We start from the raw sequence: 21187 nt of genomic DNA, 5'->3' as shown, positions 1-21187 counted from the left end.
TTCGGTATTGTCGAACACTTTTTTAAGGGTATTCTAAAAAAATTATTATTTAAAATAACTAACAAGGGGGTCAGAGCATGAATGACAAGAAACCATGGCTTAAATATTACGGGGACGTGCCGCATACCCTGGATTATCCCCGGTGCTCCATGTATGAAGCAATAAAAATTTCAGCGAAAAAATTTCCCCGCGCAATTGCCTATGATTTCATGGGATACACTTCCACCTATACGCAGTTCGTGAAGGAAATTGAACACGTGGCAGCAGCCCTGGCCGACATGGGACTGAAAAAGGGTGACCGGATTACCATTTCCATGCCCACGACTCCCCAGGGAATCATCTGCTTCTATGCCGCAAACCGCCTCGGCGCCGTGGCCAGCATGATCCACCCCCTCTCCACGGAAGATGAGATCGAATTTTATATAACTGTCAGTAAAAGCAGATTTGCCCTGACCATCGACGCCTTCTATGGCAAATTCAAAAACATGGTGGGAAAAACCTGCCTGGAAAAAATTCTTCTGACCAAAATTCCCGATTACCTGCCGCCGTTAAAGGCTATAGGATTCAATCTCACCAAGGGAAGGAAAATACCGAAGGTCCCGGCAGATCCCAATGTAACCTGGTGGTCCCATATAATGAAGGCAAAACATCCTGCCCCTCCCGCCGCTGAAATGGGCCCCCATGACATGGCAGTCATCCTCTACAGCGGAGGCACAACGGGCAAACCCAAGGGAATCATGCTCACTAATTATAATTTCATTTCCGAGGGCATGATGTGCGCTGCCTGGGGGAAAATGGACGACACGGACGCCATCCTGGCCATTCTACCCATTTTCCACGGTTTCGGTCTGGGCGTCTGCGTCAACGCGGCCTTCATGGGAGGCGGGAAAAGCATCCTGGTTCCAACCTTTACACCGGAAGATGTGGCAACGCTCATACGGAAAAAACGGCCCACCTTTGTAATTGGCGTACCAACACTCTTCGAGGCCCTGAACAAGAACAAGGAATTTAATTCCACGGACCTGAGCTGCATCAAGGCGGCCTTCAGCGGCGCCGATACACTGCCCCGCGTAGTAAAGGAGCGCTTTGAGTCCATTGTCAAACGTCAGGGAGGAAATGTTAAGCTTCTCGAAGGATACGGTCTCACCGAAGCGGTGACAGCCATCATGGCCACACCCGTTGATGAATACCGCGAAGGAAGCATCGGCGTGCCCTTCCCCAACATGAACATGAAGGTGGTCAAGATGGATACCACGGACGAGGTACCCCTGGGAGAGGAAGGGGAAATATGCATCGAGGGGCCGGCTGTCATGCTGGGTTACCTGGATCAGCCTGAAGAGACGGCCCGGGTCCTGAAAAAACATGCCGATGGAAAAACCTGGCTGCACACGGGGGATATCGGAGTCATGGACGCCGACGGATTCTTTTATTTCAAGCTGCGGCAGAAGCGCATGATAAAATCTTCGGGGATGAACGTGTATCCCGCCCAGGTTGAGGAAATCATCTACCAGCATCCCGATGTGGCCGAGGCCTGCGTCATCGGCGTTCCCGATGTGGACCAGGTAGAACGGGTCAAGGCATTTGTGGTTCTGAAAGATCCCAAAGCCGCGAGTGATGCCAAGGCAAAAGAGATCATCGAATACAGCCGGAAGCACCTGATCAAATGGAGCTGTCCCCGCGAAGTGGAATTTACGGCAGAGCTCCCCAAGACTCTCGTGGGCAAGGTGGCATACAAGGTTCTGGAAGAACAGGAAATCGAACGTCTCCGGGCTGCAGGGCAGTACACGGGAAACCGGTAATAGTTACCCAGAGACATCGCAAATACAATATTAAAACAGGAACACATCATGAATCGATATGAATTTTATCATACAACAGCCGCAGACCCCTATACCTATGCCAGGGAATGGAAGAAGAGGACCGGGAAAAAAGTTATAGGACATTTCTGCACCTATACGCCCGAGGAATTCGTCGTGGCAGCCGGGGCCCTTCCCTTCCGCCTTTTCGGCAGCACGGAAAATATCTCCCGGGCCGATGCCCATCTCCAGGCCTACGCCTGCTCTCTGGTTCGCGGCGGACTCGAAGAGGCCCTGGCGGGAAAACTCGATTTTCTCGACGGCACCGTCTTCCCCCACACCTGCGATTCCATCCAGCGTCTTTCCGACATATGGCGTCTTAACACGGGAATTAAAAACCACTTCGACGTCATTTTACCGGTACAGCTCCACACCGAAAGCGCGCGCGACTACATGTTCGATGTACTGCGTAAATTCAGGACCGACCTGGAAAAGGGACTGGGCGTCAGCATCACCGACGGGGATCTTCGTGAATCCATCACAATTTTTAACGAGGTGAGAAAAAAACTACGGGAACTGTATCTCATCCGCAGCTCTCATCCCGGAATCATATCAGGCTCAGATATCAATGCCATTGTTAAAACCTCCATGATCATGGACAGGAAGGAACTGCTGGTAAAACTGACTGAGACAGTGGAACTCCTGAATGGTATAAAGAAAGACACCCCGGCGGAAACCAAAAAACGCCTGGTGCTCACGGGAGGAATCTGCAATAATCCCGACATTCACGGCATCCTGGACTCGCTGGGCGCCGCCGTTGTGTGGGATGATCTCTGCACCGGAACTCGTTACTTCGAGGGCGAGATTTTTCTCACCGGCGACCCCGTGACCGATATCGGCCGGCGGTACCTGGAACGCGATGTATGCCCGGCCAAGTACCGCTCAAGCACTTCGCGGGGAGACAACCTTGTTGATATTGTGAAAAAACATGATGCCCGCGGCGTTATTTTCATGTTTTTAAAATTCTGCGATCCCCAGGGATTCGATTACCCCTACATGAAACAATTCCTGGACAGGGAAAAAATCCCCAGCATGCTCCTGGAGATAGAGGACAGGCTCCCGTCGGAAGGACAGCTGAAAACACGATTCGAAACTTTTCTCGATATGCTTTGAGCCTTTCAGGAAATAGAAAACAGGGCCGACCCTCAATAGGATGAAACGGCGTCATGACAACTGAAACGAGGTACATACCATGAATACAAACCAGTCACCCAACGAAACAATACCTAAAGATCCTGAAAAGGAAAAAAGAAAGATTAAATCCGTCAAGACCATGAAAAAGATCATGACGGATTACTACATCCAGGCAAAGACCGCCTCGCAGAACGGGAAGCTCGTGGCGTGGATCACCAGCGGCGGGCCCGTGGAGCCCCTTATAGCCTTTGATGTCATCCCCGTGTACCCGGAAAATTACGGGGCCATGATCGGGGCTTCAAAAATGGGCGTGGACCTCTGCGAAAAGGCCGAAGAGATGGGATACAGCCGCGATCTCTGTTCCTACGCCCGTTCCGATATAGCCTGCGCCACGGTGGACGGCGGTCCCATCGGCGGGCTGCCAAAGCCCGATTTCCTGGTGTGCTGCAACAATATCTGCGGCACGGTCATGAAATGGTACGAGGTCCAGGCCCGGTATTTCAACGTGCCCCTCTTCATCTATGACACGCCCTTCATCCATACGGAATTTTCCCCCGAGGCACACCGGTATCTCCGCAGGCAGCTCGACGACTACATCGCCTTCCTTGAAAAAGTGACGGGTAAAAAGGCCGATATGGATAAATTCTCCCAGGTGGGACGCCTATCACTGGAGGGACAAAAACTCTGGCAGGCCGTTCTCGACACAACCATGCACAGGCCGGCTCCCATGACAGCCTTTGACGCGTTCTTTCACCTTGCTCTCATTGTAACCCTGCGGGGAACGCAAACCGTGGTAGACTACTACACGGAACTACTGAATGAAATGAGAGAAAGGGTCAGCCAGGGAATCGGCATGGTGCCCGATGAAAAGTACCGTCTCATATGGGACAACCTGCCTGTGTGGTACCGTACCAAGTGGCTCTCGGATAAACTGGCTTCACACGGAGCCGCCCTGGTTTCCGATACCTACACCTCGGCCTGGAGCGGTGTCATGCACCTCATAGATCCCGACAACTTCATGGAGACCATGGGACTGGCCTATTCCCATGCCTACATAAACACTTCCGTGGATATGATGTTCGAGAAAGTGAAGGAGATGGTGGTAAAATACGGCGCCGACGGCCTGGTCATGCATTCCAACAGGAGCTGCAAGCCCTATTCCTTCGGGCAGTACGATCTGCAGAAAATGGTTTTAAAGGAGCTTGACATCCCTACCCTCATAATTGAAGCTGATATGGTCGATGAGAGGAATTTCAGCGAAAGCCAGATTGAAACGCGCATTGACGCCTTCATGGAAATTCTAAAGGGACGAAAATAATAGCAGGGAGGAGATTCAACGCCATGAGCACCATCAATTACAACATCAAGGGAAAAACAGCCCTCGTCACGGGCGGGAGCAAGGGGATAGGCCTGGAACTGGCCAGAAACCTTCTTGAACAGGGCGTGAAAGTCGCCATATGCGGCAGAAAGCAGGAAAACCTCGATGCCGCCGTAGCACAGCTTGGCGGCGGTGATTCCATCCTGGCGGTCCAGGCCCATATCGCGAAAGAGGGGGACGTGAACAGGCTCTTCGAAAAGGTCATGGAAGAATTCGGCCGGCTTGATATCCTCGTCAATAATGTGGGCATGAACCTGGTCACCCCGTCCATTGCAGAAACCGAGCCATCCCTGTGGCAGAAGATTATCGAATCCAACCTCAGCGGAACCTACATGGTCTCCCGAAAGGCCGCTGCCATCATGAAAGAACAGAAAACGGGAAAGATTATAAGCATTTCATCCATAGCAGGTCACCGCGCAGCACCGGGCATGGGGATCTACGGAATAGCCAAGGCCGGGATTGAAATGATGACGAAGGTCCTGGCAACGGAACTGGCCTTCTTCAATGTGCAGGTCAACGCCGTTGCTCCGGCCATGATCAGGACCGAATTCAGCAAACCCTTCTGGTCCAATGAGGATATATACAGGGAAATTACCCGGTCGATCCCCATGGGACGGATCGGTGAACCCATAGAGGTCGTTCATCCCGTTCTGTTCCTTGCGTCCGAGGGATCGGGTTTCATCACGGGCCAGACAATAATGGTGGACGGCGGATCAACGGCGAGATAATACGATCATATGACAAGCTCGCCGTTATTGACGGTTTTGTTTCTTCCCTGCTCCTTCGCTCCATAGAGAGCCTTGTCGGCGTGGTAAATGACCGTTTCCTTTATTTCGCTGAAGAATTTTTTCCTCTCCTGGTGATTGAGGTTCTGTGAGGCCTCTACGGCCGGTGAAACTTTGTTGCCGTCGATAGTGGATACGCCGATAGAAACCGTTATCCTGATATCACGGGGAAAAACGTGGTCCTCTATTTTATTTCGAATCCTCTCGGCCACCATGAGAGCCATCTCATTATTCGTTTCGGGCAGGATTACGGCGAACTCCTCGCCGCCGTACCTGGCCACGAGATCGATGGCCCGAACCTGTTCTTCAATGATGCCGGCAATTCTTTTCAACACCAGGTCACCTGCCTGATGGCCGTATTTGTCATTAATTTCTTTGAAAAAATCGATATCTATCATGAGCAGGGACATGTATCGTTTCAGCCTCACGGAGCTAATAATCTCATCAATGATTCTCTGGTTGAAAAAACGTATGATATATAAATTTGTCAGCTCATCGGTGATAGCCATCTCATACAGTCGGGCGTTATCCAGGGCGATGATTGCCTGATTCGCCAGTATCTGCAGCAATTCCACGTCCCGCTGCGTATAGATATCACCGGTTTCCCTGTCACCCAGACATAATATGCCGCGGAGGACTCCCTTATATGCCATGGGTATAATGAGCACCGCGTTCAGGGATCGGAAGAAATCCCCGTATTCTCCCCCGTCATCGCCGCTTTCGTCCACCAGCTCTTCAAGGAAGATTTCACGGTTGACGAGTTTTATCAGCTTTATTGTTACATCCGATGTACTGAAGGGCCCGAGACCGGGGGGAACATTCCCATGCTGCGCCGCAGACTCATATTCATCGGTTTCATAGTTATACAGCAGAATGGTGAAGGCCGAAGCCTTCATTACATCGGCCACCGATTCCCGCAACAGCTGTATGAGCTTATCGTAATCAAGAACTGTTACAAGTTGATTGCTGATATCCCTGATTGTTTTCTGATAATCAAAACGGTGGGTATACAGCAATTTATCACTGATTTTTTTCAGAAACTGATAGAAGGGATTAAAAATAAAAACCATGAGAAAACCGATAAATATTAAGGGCATAAGGATATCGAGATCGTAGTGCATCCCGACTATGAAAATATATGCGCTCATAAAAGCGGCAACGAGCACGTAATACAGCATATATCTTCTGAAAAGATAGCTCATATCCATGAGTTTGTATTTCATGGATGCGTAGAGTATTAAAAGGGTCGCGATAATCAGCCCGATACCGCTTATGGGATATATACCATAGCAGTACAGGTAGGTATACTTATTGAAAATCCAGTTAAAGGGTATGCCGAGTATACCGGCCAGTATCACATACTTCACGTTCTTATCGATATGCTTTTTTTCAAAAAAAGCCAGTCTCGATAAAAACATCAGCACTGCGTATGAAAGTATCATAACAATCGCGGCGATGATCACATTTATAGTCAGTTCAAAGGAAAATCCCGTTTTATATGTAACGACATTCCTGCTGATGAGCAGAATGGTTTCCGGCGCTGCGAAGATAAATCCCAGGGTAGACCCGGCCCAGAGAAGCCGCGCCTGGTTTTTCCTCGTATTTGTATCAGCCTCGCGGTATTCATCATAGAGGATGAGCAGGCTCAATGCGATAGTAACATAGTATATTGTCATGACGGCAATACCCTGGGGATGAATGATCCTGGGGAAAAAGCCGAAGTATACCAGTTCAACCGTTACATAATCCCCTGCGATCAACACAACGGCCAGAATGGCATATAACAGGTAAAAAAAGATGTGGGCCTGTTTTTTTATCCTGCTGAACACGACCACGGAATGGAAAAATACCGGAGGTATGGCCAACCAGCAGATTATATATACATACCTCACCGTCTTTGCCACTACATAATAGGGTGTCATTATCATAGCGGCAAGGGATGCCAGCCAGACAACAAGAATTCCACAGAATAAAAAGACAAGCGTCGCAAATGTATTGCGATAACTCTGCATAAAGGCGTTTATTGAAATGGCGGCAATAAGCAGGCCTGCTGCCAGGGGCAGTATTGCATAGGGGTAAATATTTATTATATGTATGCTGAAAAAATTTTCCATATGCAGCGGATCAGGACATATGTCCAATTAAAAATACAGAAGCACTGCTATTTCCCTGCACATCGGTGCCGGGACTATATACCGTAACACTGTCAGAGTATATACACTTCCCTCAAAATATAATAGGCATGATTGAGTGTTTTCATCATTGCCTCGGAGCCACTGGAAGAATCAGGATGAAACCTCTTCGCCAGCTCATGATAGCGTTTTTGAATAATCGCCTTTCCCGGGTGAGAGATATCGAATAGCCGAAGCGCACGGTCGATCTCACCTTTTCGTATAACGTATACTTTCATTCCCTTTAAAAGTTTTTGCAGTATTCGGCTGTTGCCAAACCGGATATTATCGGGATTGCCGTAAAACTCCTGAAGGGGATCATAATACAACATACCATCGAGATTGGCATACATTCTCGCATGATAATCACAAAACAGTCCGTGCCCTGTTTCCATGGGACAGAACACTCCCTCCTCGGGGATATAATGTCTGCACAATCCATGGTCCGGGAGTTTCACCATACGGATACGCATGGGGTCAAGATGCAGATGATACCCTTTTCCACCTGCAAACTGTTTCAATCCATACAGGGCATGATACAGAGAGAAGTGCTGCATGAAAAGCCTGTCCTCCCTTTTGTCTTCCTGGCAGACCGTAAACCTGCGGATAAGCTCAATTTCCATCAGGGGTGCCTGCTGGTCCCGCAGGAAATCAAACAAGGGTTTCTGTTCAACTTTTATAATGTTCATAACATATGGCAACAAAATAATAATATATGAAAGATAATATATCATCTTTCTCACAAAAAAAAGGAAAGATAGTATTATATTAAAAAAATCCCGGCATAAATATACACATGCCGGGATTTTGATTATGTATTTTCGTCCTTTCCCACATTACGGGAAGGGACTATTGCAGGTTCTCAATGAGTACGGCTGCACCCATTCCCCCGCCTACGCAGAGGGTTGCAATACCGAATTTACCGTTTCTTCTTTTCAGCTCATACATGAGAGAAACAATGATTCTCGCGCCGGTGCATCCCACGGGATGTCCCAGGGCAATGCCTGATCCATTCACATTCACCTTGGCCCTATCGACATTGAGTCCCCGCTCGCAGGCAATATACTGTGCAGCAAAGGCCTCATTCATTTCGATGACGTCGATATCATCGAGCTTCATGCCGGTTTTCTTCATCAGCTTCTGAACAGCCGGTACGGGTCCATATCCCATGAGATGGGGCTCCACACCAGCAAAGGAATTGGCCACAATGCGTGCCATTGGTTTTGCCCCCATCTTGGCAGCCTGTTCAGCCGAGGTGATGATCATGGCGGCAGCTCCATCGTTGAGTCCCGATGAATTTCCCGCCGTTACCGTTCCGTCCTTCCTGAATGCGGGCTTCAGCTTGCTGAAATCCTCTAAAACCGCACCGTGCCTGATATGCTCATCGGTGTCGACCATTTTGGGATCGCCCTTCCTCTGGGGAATGGGAACAGGAATGATCTCATCTTTAAATTTTCCGCCTTTCGAGGCGGCCGAGGCCTTGGAATGACTTTCAAGAGCCAGCTGGTCCTGATCTTCACGTGATATTTTATATTTATCAGCCAGGTTTTCAGCGGTCTGTCCCATAATGAAGGGCTCCCCGAGAAGACCACTACCCGAATGAAGCAGTTCCCACATAACGTCTGTCATTTCACCATGCTGCAGCCTCGCTCCCCATCTTGCCTTCTTCAGCACGTAGGGTGCATTGCTCATGGATTCGGTTCCACCCACGAGAACAAAGGTAGAATCCCCGGCGATTATCTGCTGCGAACCAAAGACCGTTGCCTGCATACCCGATGCGCACTGACGCTGAATCGTCGTGGCCGGAACCTCAACGGGAATTCCCGCCTTCAGAGCCGCAGTCCTTGCCGTATTGGCCTCATCACTGGTCTGGATACAATCCCCCATGATAACATCATCGAGCATATCACCGGTAACACCGGCCCTCTTCATCGCTTCCTGCATGACCAGAGCTGCCAGTTCATAGGCGCGCACATCTTTGAGGCTCTGCCCAAAACTGCCGATGGGTGTTCTGCACCCCGACAGGATTACAATTTCCTTATTAGCCATATATTAAGTCCTCCCCGACTATTTTATTTTGAATAAAACTGCATTTATTGTTCAACTTAACTTGAGGTTGAATATTTGTCAAAAACATTATTGTGCACCATGGTGAATTCTGGCAGGCGGACCGATAATCAGTAAAAAACCAGGATTGGCAGATTACCGGTAACTCATCATGAGACGAGCTTCCCATGCTCGATCTTGATGCATTTTGATTGAATAAAAATGATTCCTTCGTCCCTGGACTTTTCAGCCGATATTTTATGGGCGAGACCCAGTTGGAGCCATATGGCGCGAGGTTTGATCAATAGTGCCTCATTAACTATTTCAGGCACCGCTTCAATGTTTCGGAAGACATCAACGATATCAACGGCGCCGGGAATTGATTTCAGGTCAGGATAGCATTTCCGTCCCAGTATCTCCGTTTTGGCGGGATTAACGGGAATAACGGTATAGCCCCTGTCAATGAGATAGCGGGCGACGATATTACTGTCCCGTTCCCGGTTATCGGACAACCCAACGATGGCGATGGTCTTCGACTCCATCAGTATTTTCCGGATTTCCTCACCCGGTGGGTTTCTGTCGGGCATCTCACATGAAACGGTGCTCATATCATCCCCCTCTTGTGCTGAATGATGGAAAATTATCATCCACCATTCAGCTTTGTTTACAATCTATAACTTGCTTACTTCAAAATCAACACGCCGGTTTTTGGCACGCCCCTTTTCAGTTTTATTACTTTCGATGGGTTTTGAATCGCCATAGCCCTTTGCTTTCAGCTGTTTGGCCGCAACACCGCCGGACTTGACAAGCCATGCAACAACTGCCTCAGCCCTCTTCTGGGAAAGTGCCAGGTTGGATTTTTTATTACCAACATTATCCGTATGACCCTCGACCGTGACCAGAAATCGGGGATATTTTTTAATAATTGTCACAATGGTGTTGAGAGTGGTTTTGCACTTGGCCACATCAATATCGGCCTTCCCGGTGACAAAGACAATGGGACCGTACTTGTTCTGAACAGCCTTCAGGCTGATATTCATCTGCTTCATCTCCGCCGTGTCGGAAAGATTTTTATCCTTCACCTTCAGATCAAGAGCGAAGGTGACCGCAACAGAGAAAAGCAGAACCATGAGAGTCATCAGTAACTTTTTCATATAACCTCCGGATTTTAAAAAAATGTTGGGCTGACACTGGAATGCAGCATTACAACGCTATAATTATAGCCGAGAAGACCGACCCTGTCAAGGGGAAGTCCCAGCATAAATACTAATTCCTGCCATAAAACTCCGGGAAATTACATTTGCCTGTCCATAAGCTTGCGGTATTCCTTCTCTCTATCACTGGCGACAATATAAGCGGGCCTCATTATCTTTCCCTGGACGATCTGCTCAAGACGGTGAGCGGACCATCCTGCAACGCGTGCCATGGCGAATATGGGTGTAAAAAGTTCCTGGGGAATTCCCATGAGTTTATAAATAAATCCCGAATAGAAATCCACATTGGCTTTAATCGGCACACTCTTCCTCGTCGTGAGCAATTCCGAGGCTATCGCATCTACCTTCTCATAAAGACGGTATTCATCCAGGGCTCCCTTCTGCTTTGCGTACTCACGGGCATACTCCATGAGCATGATAGCCCGGGGGTCCGACAGAGTATATACGGCATGCCCAAGTCCATATATCTTCCCCGACCGATCGTGGGCCCGGCCTTCCAGGACATCGGTCAGGTATGCCCTGATGGCCTTTTCATCCTCCCAGTCTTTTACGTATTTTTTCAGGTCTTTCATCATCTTCATAACCGATTCGTTGGCTCCCCCATGAAGGTGGCCGCTCAAAGAGGCAATCCCCGCGGCAATGGCCATATAGGTATTGGCCCCGCTGGATGATACGGCCCGGACCGTAAAAGTGGAGTTATTGCCGCCGCCGTGTTCGGCATGAAGGATCAACGCTATATCAAAAAGCTGCGCCTCGTTTTTATCCGGCACTTCGCCCTTTAGCATGTAGAGAAAATTTTCAGCCGCGCTGAGGTCATTACGGGGCCTGACCATCTTGAGGTCCTCCCCCTTTCTAAAGCGGGTTACGTTATAGTTATAGGCCACAATCGTGGGGAACTTGGCGATAAGGTTGAGACACTGCCTGCTTACATCCTTGATATCGATGGAATCAGGATTGCTGTCGCAACGCCCCAGGTGTGAAATAACGCTGTGCAGTCCATACATCTGGTTGTCGTTCTGCACCTCTTCCATGATGACGCTCCGTTCCTGTTTGGAAAGAGCTCTTCTCTTCGCCAGTGTCTCTGTAAAGCTTGCCAGGTCGTCCACTGTGGGAAGTTCGCCCGTAAGAAGCAGGTATACAACCTCATCGAAACCGAAGGAATTTCGCAGGCTCACCTCTTCAACGATGCTTTCCACATCATAGCCGCAATAGTAGAGTTTCCCGTCAACGGGTACTTTCTGGGCATTATCATTTAATTTATAGCCCAGTACGCGTCCCTTTGTAGTGATTCCCACAACGACACCGGTGCCATCGTAATTTCTCAGGCCCAGCTTGACATTTTTTTCCTTGATAAGATCCGGTGACACCTTATCGTGAGTGAGCGCCAATTCCTCAATTTTTTTTAAAATCGATTCCATTCTTTCCTCCGCTTGACTCCGATTAGTTCATTTTTTACAGGCGACCGGTACATTTATTTTTATTTATCATTGCCGATGATTCGCGCAACGGGATGTACAGGAACAGCTTTTATTCTCCATCCATGAATGATGATGAATCAGGACTGATTCATACAGGCGATTAAAATACGGGGTCGGCTTCTGTCAAGATATTATTTGAAACGAGACCTATCCAAGGCCTGACTATCTCATTCGCCCGGCGAAGGAAAATTTATCAGTACGGCCGTCATATCATCTTTCTGATATTCGGGCTTGCCTATGAATTCGTAGACCTTCCTGAACAGTTCGTCCACAACAATCTGGGGGAAGAGCCCCGCGTTATCGCGCAGGACATTTTCGAGCCGATTATCGCCAAACTCATCGGGTCCCTTCTCATGATTATACGCTTCTATAATGCCGTCACTGTAAAAGAAAATCGAGTCGCCTTCATAAATTGTAAATTCGCACACCGGCGTATCAAGATAGGTATCACCCAGTAATTTACGCAGATCGCTCCCGAGAAGATATCCTTTCTGCGGGTCCCAGTCTTCCCGGGATTGATTCAGATTGAATATATGAATGGAACCGTCTTCACCATGCCGTATAACTATGGGGAAAAGCATGCTCCTGTTATAAAACCGGAGACGGAACCTTCCGTCATCTTTGTCAATGATTGTAAAATTGACACAGGCAAAATCATCGGAATTCGCCTCGTCCATGATATCGGTAAATTTCGTGCTGATATCCTTTACGAGCAGCCTGGTGTCCAGGAGCCCCGTCGTGGCATGTATGCGCACCATATCCTTCACAGCCAGGGTGATGGCGGACCTGAGTCTGATGAGCGTCGTATATGCCGGAAGACCATGGCCGCTCACATCGGCAAAGACAAACATATACTTGTTCTCCGGCAGTTTCACCAGGTCGAAATAGTCCCCGGCCAGGATGGACCCGTAGGCGCGCTGAAAACCTATCCCCACGGTGAGCTGCTTCTGGTAAAAGTTCTGGAACAGACTCCTGATGAGAATCTTGTCCTTTTCGCGCACCGTATTGGCTTCAGCCTTCAGTATACTGAAACGCTTCAGCTTACTTTCAACGCTGTCTTCCCTGCGCTGTGATTTTTTTTCGTCAACCGGCATATTTCCTCATAGTCCCCCGCAGAACGGGGGCCCTGCTTTATTCTTTCCGGGCTCTATCCCTGTTTTCACGGTAAAATCTGATCAGGGCATTGGTGGAACTGTCATGCCCGGCTTCCGATTTACCTGTTTCCAGCTCGGGGAGAATCCTTTTAGCCAGCACCTTCCCCAATTCCACGCCCCACTGATCAAAGGAAAAGATATTCCAGATTACGCCCTGGACAAAAATCTTGTGTTCATAAAGGGCAATGAGTTCTCCCAGCACCGCCGGCGTCAGCTCCCCGGCCATGATCGTATTGGTGGGCCGATTGCCCTCAAAGGTTTTATGGGGCACCAGTTTTTCCGAAACACCCTCCTTCCGCACCTCTTCTCCCGTTTTGCCGAAGGCAAGTGCTTCGGTCTGGGCGAAGAAATTAGCCATGAGCTTGTCATGGTGATCTCCCAGTTTATTGAGGGATCTGGCAAATCCGATGAAGTCGGCCGGTATGAGTCTGGTCCCCTGGTGGATAAGCTGGTAGAAGGCATGCTGACCATTGGTTCCCGCTTCTCCCCAGATGATGGGACCCGTCGGATAATTCACCCGGTTTCCCTGTCGATCAATGTACTTGCCGTTGGACTCCATATCCCCTTGCTGAAAATAGGCGGGGAAACGATGCAGATACTGCGCATAGGGAAGGATGGCGTGGGTTTCACAACGGAAAAAATTGTTGTACCATATTCCCAATAGCGCCATGATCACCGGTATGTTTTTATCAAAGGGTGTATTCCTGAAATGCCCGTCGATCCGGTGAAACCCGCCCAGCAGTTCCATGAAATTATCATATCCCACGGCTATCATGACAGGCAGACCAATGGCCGACGTAAGCGAGTACCGGCCGCCTACCCAATCCCAGAATTCAAACATGTTCTCTTCATCAATGCCGAAATCCACCACGGCATCCCTGTTGGTGGACAGTGCTATGAAATGCCTGGCGATATCGCCGCTGCCGCCGCCCCCGGCCAGGAACCATTTCTTCGCCGTTTCCGCGTTCGTCATGGTTTCCTGTGTGGTGAAGGTCTTTGACGCTATAATAAACAGGGTATCCTGCGGATCACATTTCTTCAGTGTTTCGGCAATGTGGGCGTCATCGATATTTGATACAAAATGAAAATTGAATCCATCAATGGCATAATGCTTCAGCGCCTCGGTCACCATAACAGGCCCAAGGTCGGAACCGCCGATGCCGATATTCACAATATTCTTAACGGGCCGGCCACTGAACCCCTTCCACTGCTCCCGGCGTATTTTATCCGACAAAATTTTCATTCTTTCCAAAACAGAAAAGATCCCGGGCATGACGTCTTTACCGTCGACCAGGATTGGATCGCGCGACACATTCCGGAGGGCCACATGGAGTACGGCGCGGTTTTCCGTTTCATTTATTTTTTTACCGGAGAACATGGCCTCAATCTCTTCATCGAGTTTAACGGCCCGGGCCAGGTCGAGAAGCAGTGTCATCGTTTCACCGTTGATCCGGTTCTTTGAATAATCGAAATAAATATCCCCGGCAAGAATGGTGAATTCCCCGGCGCGGGAAGGATTCTGCCGGAAAAGGTCACGCATATGCACATCCTTCATGGACTGGAAATGATTTTCCAACGCCTGCCATTCTTTCAATTCGATTAATCCTTTCCGGGACATCAGGTACTCCTCCTGTGAATATCCTCAATATTCATTGTAATCATATAATGAAATGTTTCTCATGGGATGTACAGACAGTTATATCATAAAGTACGTATGGAGAACATATTTATTGAAAGTAAATCCGGTTCGACAGGAAAAACTTCTGAAAAACACATTCATAAGTATAAAATCAGCACTGCAGGTTACATGAAAATGCATGAATTAAATATATTAATTATATTACACAATCGATGTTAATTGTCAAGAAATTATTCTATACATAGTGTATTTTTTATCATATACTATGACATTCACCTAAATCTGTTGACGAACCAGCGGCCTGTCCGTAGGCTCTCTTCTCAATAGCAGGTATAGAGCAGGGAGAAATACATTGCAGGACATGAGCATCAGCGGACAAAAACCCCTCCTTTCCGGGCGGCCCCATATCGGCATTTTCGGCCGCAGGAACAGCGGGAAGAGTTCCCTTATCAACTGCCTTGCCGGCCAGGACGTTGCCATCGTTTCAGAGCATGCGGGAACGACAACGGACCCGGTGCGAAAAGTTATGGAGATCACGGGGATCGGCCCCGTGGTTCTCATCGACACGGCCGGTATCGACGATATAGGCGACCTGGGAAAACTCCGCGTAGATCGCACCACGGACGTATTACGGCAGGTCGACCTGGCAATAATCGTCATCAGCCATAACACCTTCGGCGACAGGGAACTGCGGCTCATGGAGAACCTGGAGACAAAAAACACCCCCTTTTTCGTCGTTCACAGCAAATCGGACCTGGTGGACCTCGCCGATGATACCAAAGCCCTCATTGCCCGGAGAGGCGGAACGGACTGCCTCTCCTTCAGCGCCGCAGACCGCCGCAACCTTGACGCCCTGGTTGATCTCATCAAAAAACATATCCCCGCATCGGGCTTCAACAATCCGACCATCCTGGGCGGCATGGTCGGGCCCAATGACATAGTATTGCTCATCACCCCCATCGATGTGGAGACGCCGGCAGGGCGGCTCATACTGCCCCAGGTCCAGACAATCCGCAACCTTCTGGACAACAACTGCGTCGCCATTGTCATGAAAGAAACCGAGCTCGATGCTTTTCTGAAACAGAACGCTATAAAACCGAAACTGGCCATCACTGACAGCCAGGCCTTCATGCATGCGTCGGCATCCATCCCGCGCGATGTTCCCCTCACCAGCTTTTCCATTCTCTTTGCCAGGCTCAAGGGAGATTTCAAAAAATACGCCGAGGGAACCCCGGCCATAAGCGGCCTCAAAGACGGAGACCGCATCCTGATCATGGAATCGTGTTCCCATCATGTGGCCGGAGACGATATCGGCAGGATCAAGATACCGCGATGGATGAGACAGTTCACGGGGAAGGATCTGCATTTTGACATAACCGCCGGCCTGGACAACCCTCCCCTGGCCATCACATCCTATCGCATGATTATACAGTGCGGCGGATGCATGCTGACCCGTAAACAGGTCATGAACAGGCTGAAACCGGCCATTGACGCGGGCATCCCCGTTTCTAATTACGGTATGACCATTGCCTACTGCCTGGGCATCTTCGACCGCGCCATGGAACCTTTTGCATCCCCCCTTACGGAGAGCAAAGAAGCAGATTAAATCCTTGACACGAGACTTACGGAAATTATATGGCTTTAATTGACCGCAGACAGGTTATTTATGAAAAATACCGACAGAGAACCTCTTGTCCGCACCATCAAAGAACAATGCCGCACCTGTTACACCTGTGTCCGCGAATGCCCTGCCAAGGCCATTCGCATCTCGGGGGGCCAGGCCGAGGTCATCAATGAACGATGCATCGGCTGCGGGAACTGCGTCCGGGTCTGCACCCAAAACGCGAAGCAGATCCGCAGTTCCATCGAAATGGTGGAATCACTGCTCTCCTCGGGCAAAAAGGTGGCGGCAATCATCGCGCCCAGCTTCCCGGCGGAATTTGGACCGATCCATTACAAGCTCGTTGTAGCGATGATCCGGGCCCTGGGTTTCCACATGGTCAATGAGGTCGCCTTCGGAGCGGACCTGATTTCCCGCGAATATAATCGGCTCTTTGATTCCAATCCCGGGAACCAGTATATAGCCACGACCTGTCCGGCTATTGTTTTCTACATAGAAAAATATCATCCCGCCCTTATAAAGAACCTGGCACCAATCGTGTCTCCCATGGCGGCTTGCGCGCGGGCCCTGAAAAAGCAGTATGGTGATGATTTCGATATCGTGTTCATCGGCCCCTGCCTTGCCAAGAAGGATGAGGCTCTCAGGGACGAAATCAGTCCGCATATATCCCAGGTGCTCACCTTCTCGGAACTCCGCACCATGCTGAATGATAGAAAAATCGTTCCTGGCGACGTCGAACCGTCGGATTTTGACCCGCCCCATCCGGGCATGGGTGCCCTGTATCCCATAGGACGCGGCATGCTCCAGTCCGCCGGGCTCCAGGAAGACCTCATGATCAACGATATCGTGGCCACGAGCGGCACCAAGCAGATCATTCAGGCCATCAGGGAATTCGAGACGGTTCCCAACGAGGTGCGCCTGCTCGAACTTCTCTGCTGCAACGGGTGCATCATGGGATCGGGCATGACCTCGGAAATGGCCCAATTCAGCAGGCGCGGCTACGTGAGCGCCTACGCCAAAAAACGCTATGAAAAATGCGACCTGACACAGTGGCAGGTTAACATGGACGCGATGACGGACCTCGATCTGACCGCTTCCTTCCGGAACAACGACTGCCGTCTGCCCGAACCGACACGCGATGAATTGAAGGATATCCTCCGCAGCAAAGGTAAACACGGACCCGAGGATGAACTGAACTGCGGGGCCTGCGGATACGACACATGCATAGAACACGCCATAGCTATTCACCGTGGCCTTGCCGAGAGCGAGATGTGCCTTCCCTTCACCATAGAGAGCCTGCGGAACACGGCGTTGAAGCTGTCAAATTCTTATGAACAGATTGTCAATGCAAAAAAAGCCCTGGTCCAGTCGGAAAAGCTCGCGTCACTGGGCCGAATGGCCTCGGGAATCGCCCATGAGATAAACAATCCCCTCACGGGCGTCCTCACCTTCGGCAGCCTGCTCATGGAAGACCTGAAGGACACGGAATATTCCGATGACCTCAAAACGATCGTCAATGAGACCATGCGATGCAGAAACATCGTCAGGGGCATCCTGGAATTCGCCCGCGAATCCAAATTGGAAAAAGAACTGGGGAACGTCAACAGTATCATCTCGGGCTCCATAAAAATCTTCGAGCACCACATGACCTTCAAGGATGTGGAGATCAGGACCGGCCTGGCCGAAAACATTCCCGACATATACCTTGATACAAACCAGATGCGTTCCGTGTTCAACAATCTGGCCGAAAACGCCGCCCATGCCATGCCAAACGGCGGAGTTCTCACCATAACAACGCGTTTTCACTCATCGACGCAGGAGATTGTCGTTATCGTTTCCGATACGGGAATAGGAATTTCCGAAGAAAACCTGGCGAAGATATTCGACCCCTTCTTCACAACGAAACAGGAGGACAAGGGTACGGGCCTGGGCCTGGCCGTGACCTACGGAATCATCGAAAGGCACCAGGGACGCATCGAGGTGAAAAGCACCGTAAACGTGGGCACCACCTTCACCATTTACCTTCCCCTCCATCATGAATGACAACGGGCCCTGTCCCCGCGGCCGCCGGCTATTTCCAGACCAGTCTGTTTGATCAGTTCGGCCCGAAGTTCCGCTGCCCCGGCGATCCCGTCCACGGGCTCCTTCCCGGGATAAATAAGATACTGTTCCCTGTACGGAGCGGGGGTCACATCGGGCATAACCACGTTAGCACCGGAACGAAGCGCCCTGTACAATCCTCCCCCGGAATAAAGAGTTTTTGTTGCCGTTGTCGCAGCTATATGCGTGTCCCTGGTTACAAGCCTGTTCAGGGCGGTCACGGTAAGCACGGTCTGTTCATCAGCTGTAACCTGACCTGCTTCCTTCTCCGCAGTACTTCCCAGGGGGGTATGGGGATTGGCGATATAGGGTCCGCATCCGATCATGTCGATATCAAGATCGCGAAAAAGCATGATATCACCGGCCAGGGACTCCCATGTCTGGCCGGGCAGGCCTATCATGACGCCGGAACCGGCCTGATAACCGATCTCCTTCAGGGTCGATAGCATTTCCATGCGCGTGCCGAAACTCATGCCGGGATGGAGCCGAGCGTACAATGCGGGGTCCGAGGTCTCATGTTTCAGGAGATACCGTGAAGCACCGTCGTCGTACCATTGCCGGAGCACATCCCGGGGCCTCTCTCCCAGCGACAGGGTCACGGCCATATCATGGCGTGAGACTATTTCCCTGATAATAGAGGAAATGAATTCCGTCGTGAGTACCGGATCTTCGCCGGACTGCATAACAATCGTTCCGTATCCTTCCCGGGCCGCCCTGCCCGCTGCGTCCACGATCTGTTTCCGGTCAAGACGATACCTGGCAATATTTTCATTCCCGGCGCGAAGGCCGCAGTAGAGACACGCCCTGTCACAGCAATTGGAGATATTGAGAAGGGCCCTGAGGTGTATTCCACCGCCGGCACATTCACTCCTCACCGCATCAGCCATGGCATACAGCCCCCGCCTTTCGCCGGCATCGGCATCGCGGAGAAAATAGATGACGCGGTCCCTGTCAAAGGTTATTTCGCTCATTACCCGGATCACTCCTTCAGCAGAACACATCGCGCCTGCCGGACCTGATCTGCTCCAGCATGGCCGAGGCCCTGTGCCGCCCCTGTGCATCGAATCCCGCAAGGATGTCATTAATCAGTTTAACACCGGCGATTTTTGTATCCGGGGAAGCATAGTCGAGCAGGTATTCCAGAAACGTGGAAAGGGCGTTGGGATCGCAATGATGACGGATTTCGCCGGGTTTTGCCAGGTCCATAAAATCGGCGCCCGTCCTTCCCAGGCGGTAGCATGCGGTACAGAAGGATGGTATGTAGCCCAGCCTCACGATATCGGCAATAACTTCGTCGAGGTCCCGGTGGTCACCCAGGGAAAACTGCCCCCCCCCTTCATCATCTTCCCCTGAACCATAGGCGCCGGGACTCGTCCGGCTGCCCGCCGAAATCTGCGACACTCCCAGGGCGAAGCTTTCCATTCTCATGACGGGACTCTCCCGCGTGGACATGATGATACCCGTGTATGGAATGGCGATTCTGAGAATAGCCATTATCTTCCGAAAATCTTCATCGCTCACCCTGTCCGGCGGCGACAGGGATATTTCCGACCCCAATGCCGGTTCAAGCCGGGGAACGCTTACGGTGTGAGGACCAATGCCGAAATTCTGTTCAAGATGCTCCACGTGCTGCATGAGGGCCAGCAACTCGAAACGCCAGTCATGGAGACCAAAGAGGACCCCCAGGCCGATATCATCAATTCCCGATTCCAGAGCACGGTCCATGGCTGTAAGTCGCCAGAGATAATCGCTCTTTTTACCGGCCCTGTGAACCGAGGCATATGTTTCCCGATGGTATGTTTCCTGAAAGAGCTGATAAGTACCGATTTTGGCCTTTTTCAGTTCCCTGAACTGGTCCGTGTCCAGGGGTGCAATATTCACATTAACGCGCCGTATCTCATGGCCGGCACGTGCCGCTTCGTACACGGTTCCGATGGCGTCAACGACATACCGGAAGTCCCCCGAAGGATAGGACTCCCCGGTCACCAGGAGGATTCTTTTATGACCCTGCTCGGCAAGCGTACGGGCTTCACGGCGTATCTCGTCCCGGCCGAGACACCTTCTCTCCAGGCCCGTGTTGCCGGCGCGGAAGGCGCAGTACGTGCATTCATTTGAACAGAGGTTGGATATATACAGGGGAGCAAACAGCACCAGTCGTCGGCCGTAGATGGTTTCTTTTACGTACCGGGCCGTTTCATACAAGAGTTCCAGAAGTTCCGGTGAGTGTATGGCCGTAAGCCGGGCCACATCTTTTCTGGCCAGTCCCTTCAGTTCCCTGGCCCTGGCAAGGATTTCCATGACGACTCCGCTATCCTCGCTGATATTGAGGAGTTCATCATGTATCTTATTTTCATCTATGAATGTCATTCTCTGAAGCTTCCCCGCTATTGCTCCTGAAAGTGTCAATAATGCAACATCCTCGGAAAATGTACAATTATTTTATCGACTCATCTGTTTTTTAAAGCTTTTCAAGGGAAAAATATCACAGGGAGGCTGGACAGTGCACCATAAAATTTTTCTTGCAAATACAAACTTGGACGGCATATAATATGAGCGTTGCACTCTAATAAAATCATAAGGAGAAATCAGTCTGTTGCGATGTTCCCATTCA

The 21187-nt window shown here is 50.3% G+C and carries 16 protein-coding genes; 6 read left to right on the top strand and 10 right to left on the bottom strand.

Annotation, left to right across the window (positions count from 1 at the left end):
• Nucleotides 1-77: 77 nt before the first annotated feature.
• From CVV44_02380 to CVV44_02365, 4 genes are all read left to right on the top strand, one after another.
• Nucleotides 78-1799 (top strand): AMP-dependent synthetase, encoded by a 1722-nt coding sequence (locus CVV44_02380; GenBank protein ID PKL40469.1) that lies wholly within the window; start codon nucleotides 78-80, stop codon nucleotides 1797-1799.
• 48 nt (nucleotides 1800-1847) lie between these two features.
• Nucleotides 1848-2969, top strand: a complete 1122-nt coding sequence (locus CVV44_02375) for a 2-hydroxyacyl-CoA dehydratase (GenBank protein ID PKL40468.1) — start codon at nucleotides 1848-1850, stop codon at nucleotides 2967-2969.
• Nucleotides 2970-3048: 79 nt separating this feature from the next.
• Nucleotides 3049-4308 carry a 2-hydroxyglutaryl-CoA dehydratase gene (locus CVV44_02370; GenBank protein PKL40467.1) on the top strand — a complete coding sequence of 420 codons (1260 nt, stop codon included), beginning with the start codon at nucleotides 3049-3051 and terminating at the stop codon, nucleotides 4306-4308.
• Nucleotides 4309-4331: 23 nt separating this feature from the next.
• Nucleotides 4332-5096: a short-chain dehydrogenase gene (locus tag CVV44_02365; GenBank protein PKL40466.1), complete on the top strand. Its 765-nt coding sequence runs from the start codon at nucleotides 4332-4334 to the stop codon at nucleotides 5094-5096.
• A gap of 5 nt (nucleotides 5097-5101) precedes the next feature.
• Here CVV44_02365 and CVV44_02360 read toward each other — a convergent pair whose 3' ends face one another.
• From CVV44_02360 to CVV44_02325, 8 genes are all read right to left on the bottom strand, one after another.
• Nucleotides 5102-7294 (bottom strand): hypothetical protein, encoded by a 2193-nt coding sequence (locus CVV44_02360; protein PKL40465.1) that lies wholly within the window; start codon nucleotides 7292-7294, stop codon nucleotides 5102-5104.
• A 65-nt stretch (nucleotides 7295-7359) separates the two neighbouring features.
• Entirely contained in the window at nucleotides 7360-8067 is a 708-nt protein-coding gene (locus CVV44_02355; protein ID PKL40464.1) for a hypothetical protein, read from the bottom strand.
• Between the two features lie 106 nt (nucleotides 8068-8173).
• Nucleotides 8174-9373, bottom strand: a complete 1200-nt coding sequence (locus tag CVV44_02350; protein PKL40463.1) for an acetyl-CoA C-acyltransferase — start codon at nucleotides 9371-9373, stop codon at nucleotides 8174-8176.
• Nucleotides 9374-9540: 167 nt separating this feature from the next.
• Nucleotides 9541-9957, bottom strand: a complete 417-nt coding sequence (locus CVV44_02345) for a CoA-binding protein (protein PKL40907.1) — start codon at nucleotides 9955-9957, stop codon at nucleotides 9541-9543.
• Nucleotides 9958-10041: 84 nt separating this feature from the next.
• Nucleotides 10042-10524, bottom strand: coding sequence for an OmpA family protein (locus CVV44_02340; GenBank protein PKL40462.1), 483 nt, complete (start codon nucleotides 10522-10524; stop codon nucleotides 10042-10044).
• Nucleotides 10525-10664: 140 nt separating this feature from the next.
• Nucleotides 10665-12002 carry a citrate synthase gene (locus CVV44_02335; GenBank protein PKL40461.1) on the bottom strand — a complete coding sequence of 446 codons (1338 nt, stop codon included), beginning with the start codon at nucleotides 12000-12002 and terminating at the stop codon, nucleotides 10665-10667.
• 227 nt (nucleotides 12003-12229) lie between these two features.
• Nucleotides 12230-13156, bottom strand: a complete 927-nt coding sequence (locus CVV44_02330; protein ID PKL40460.1) for a hypothetical protein — start codon at nucleotides 13154-13156, stop codon at nucleotides 12230-12232.
• Nucleotides 13157-13193: 37 nt separating this feature from the next.
• The gene (locus CVV44_02325; protein PKL40459.1) at nucleotides 13194-14834 is read right to left on the bottom strand and encodes a glucose-6-phosphate isomerase; all 1641 of its coding nucleotides are present in this window, start codon (nucleotides 14832-14834) and stop codon (nucleotides 13194-13196) included.
• 382 nt (nucleotides 14835-15216) lie between these two features.
• On the opposite strand from CVV44_02325, the gene hydF reads away from it, so the two are divergent.
• Both hydF and CVV44_02315 read left to right on the top strand, forming a co-directional pair.
• Nucleotides 15217-16461 (top strand): [FeFe] hydrogenase H-cluster maturation GTPase HydF, encoded by a 1245-nt coding sequence (gene hydF / locus CVV44_02320; GenBank protein PKL40906.1) that lies wholly within the window; start codon nucleotides 15217-15219, stop codon nucleotides 16459-16461.
• A gap of 60 nt (nucleotides 16462-16521) precedes the next feature.
• Complete coding sequence (locus CVV44_02315) at nucleotides 16522-18519, top strand: histidine kinase (GenBank protein ID PKL40458.1); 1998 nt, start codon at nucleotides 16522-16524, stop codon at nucleotides 18517-18519.
• On the opposite strand, the gene CVV44_02310 is transcribed toward CVV44_02315, so the two are convergent.
• The gene (locus CVV44_02310; GenBank protein ID PKL40457.1) at nucleotides 18510-19658 is read right to left on the bottom strand and encodes a [FeFe] hydrogenase H-cluster radical SAM maturase HydE; all 1149 of its coding nucleotides are present in this window, start codon (nucleotides 19656-19658) and stop codon (nucleotides 18510-18512) included. The genes CVV44_02315 and CVV44_02310 overlap by 10 nt on opposite strands.
• Nucleotides 19564-20943 (bottom strand): [FeFe] hydrogenase H-cluster radical SAM maturase HydG, encoded by a 1380-nt coding sequence (locus CVV44_02305; protein ID PKL40456.1) that lies wholly within the window; start codon nucleotides 20941-20943, stop codon nucleotides 19564-19566. The genes CVV44_02310 and CVV44_02305 overlap by 95 nt, the downstream gene beginning before the upstream one ends.
• Nucleotides 20944-21187: the final 244 nt, after the last annotated feature.

Source organism: Spirochaetae bacterium HGW-Spirochaetae-1, assembly GCA_002839375.1.
Taxonomy (GTDB): Bacteria; Spirochaetota; UBA4802; order UBA4802; family UBA5550; genus PGXY01.
This window is presented reverse-complemented; position numbering and strand designations above follow the sequence as displayed.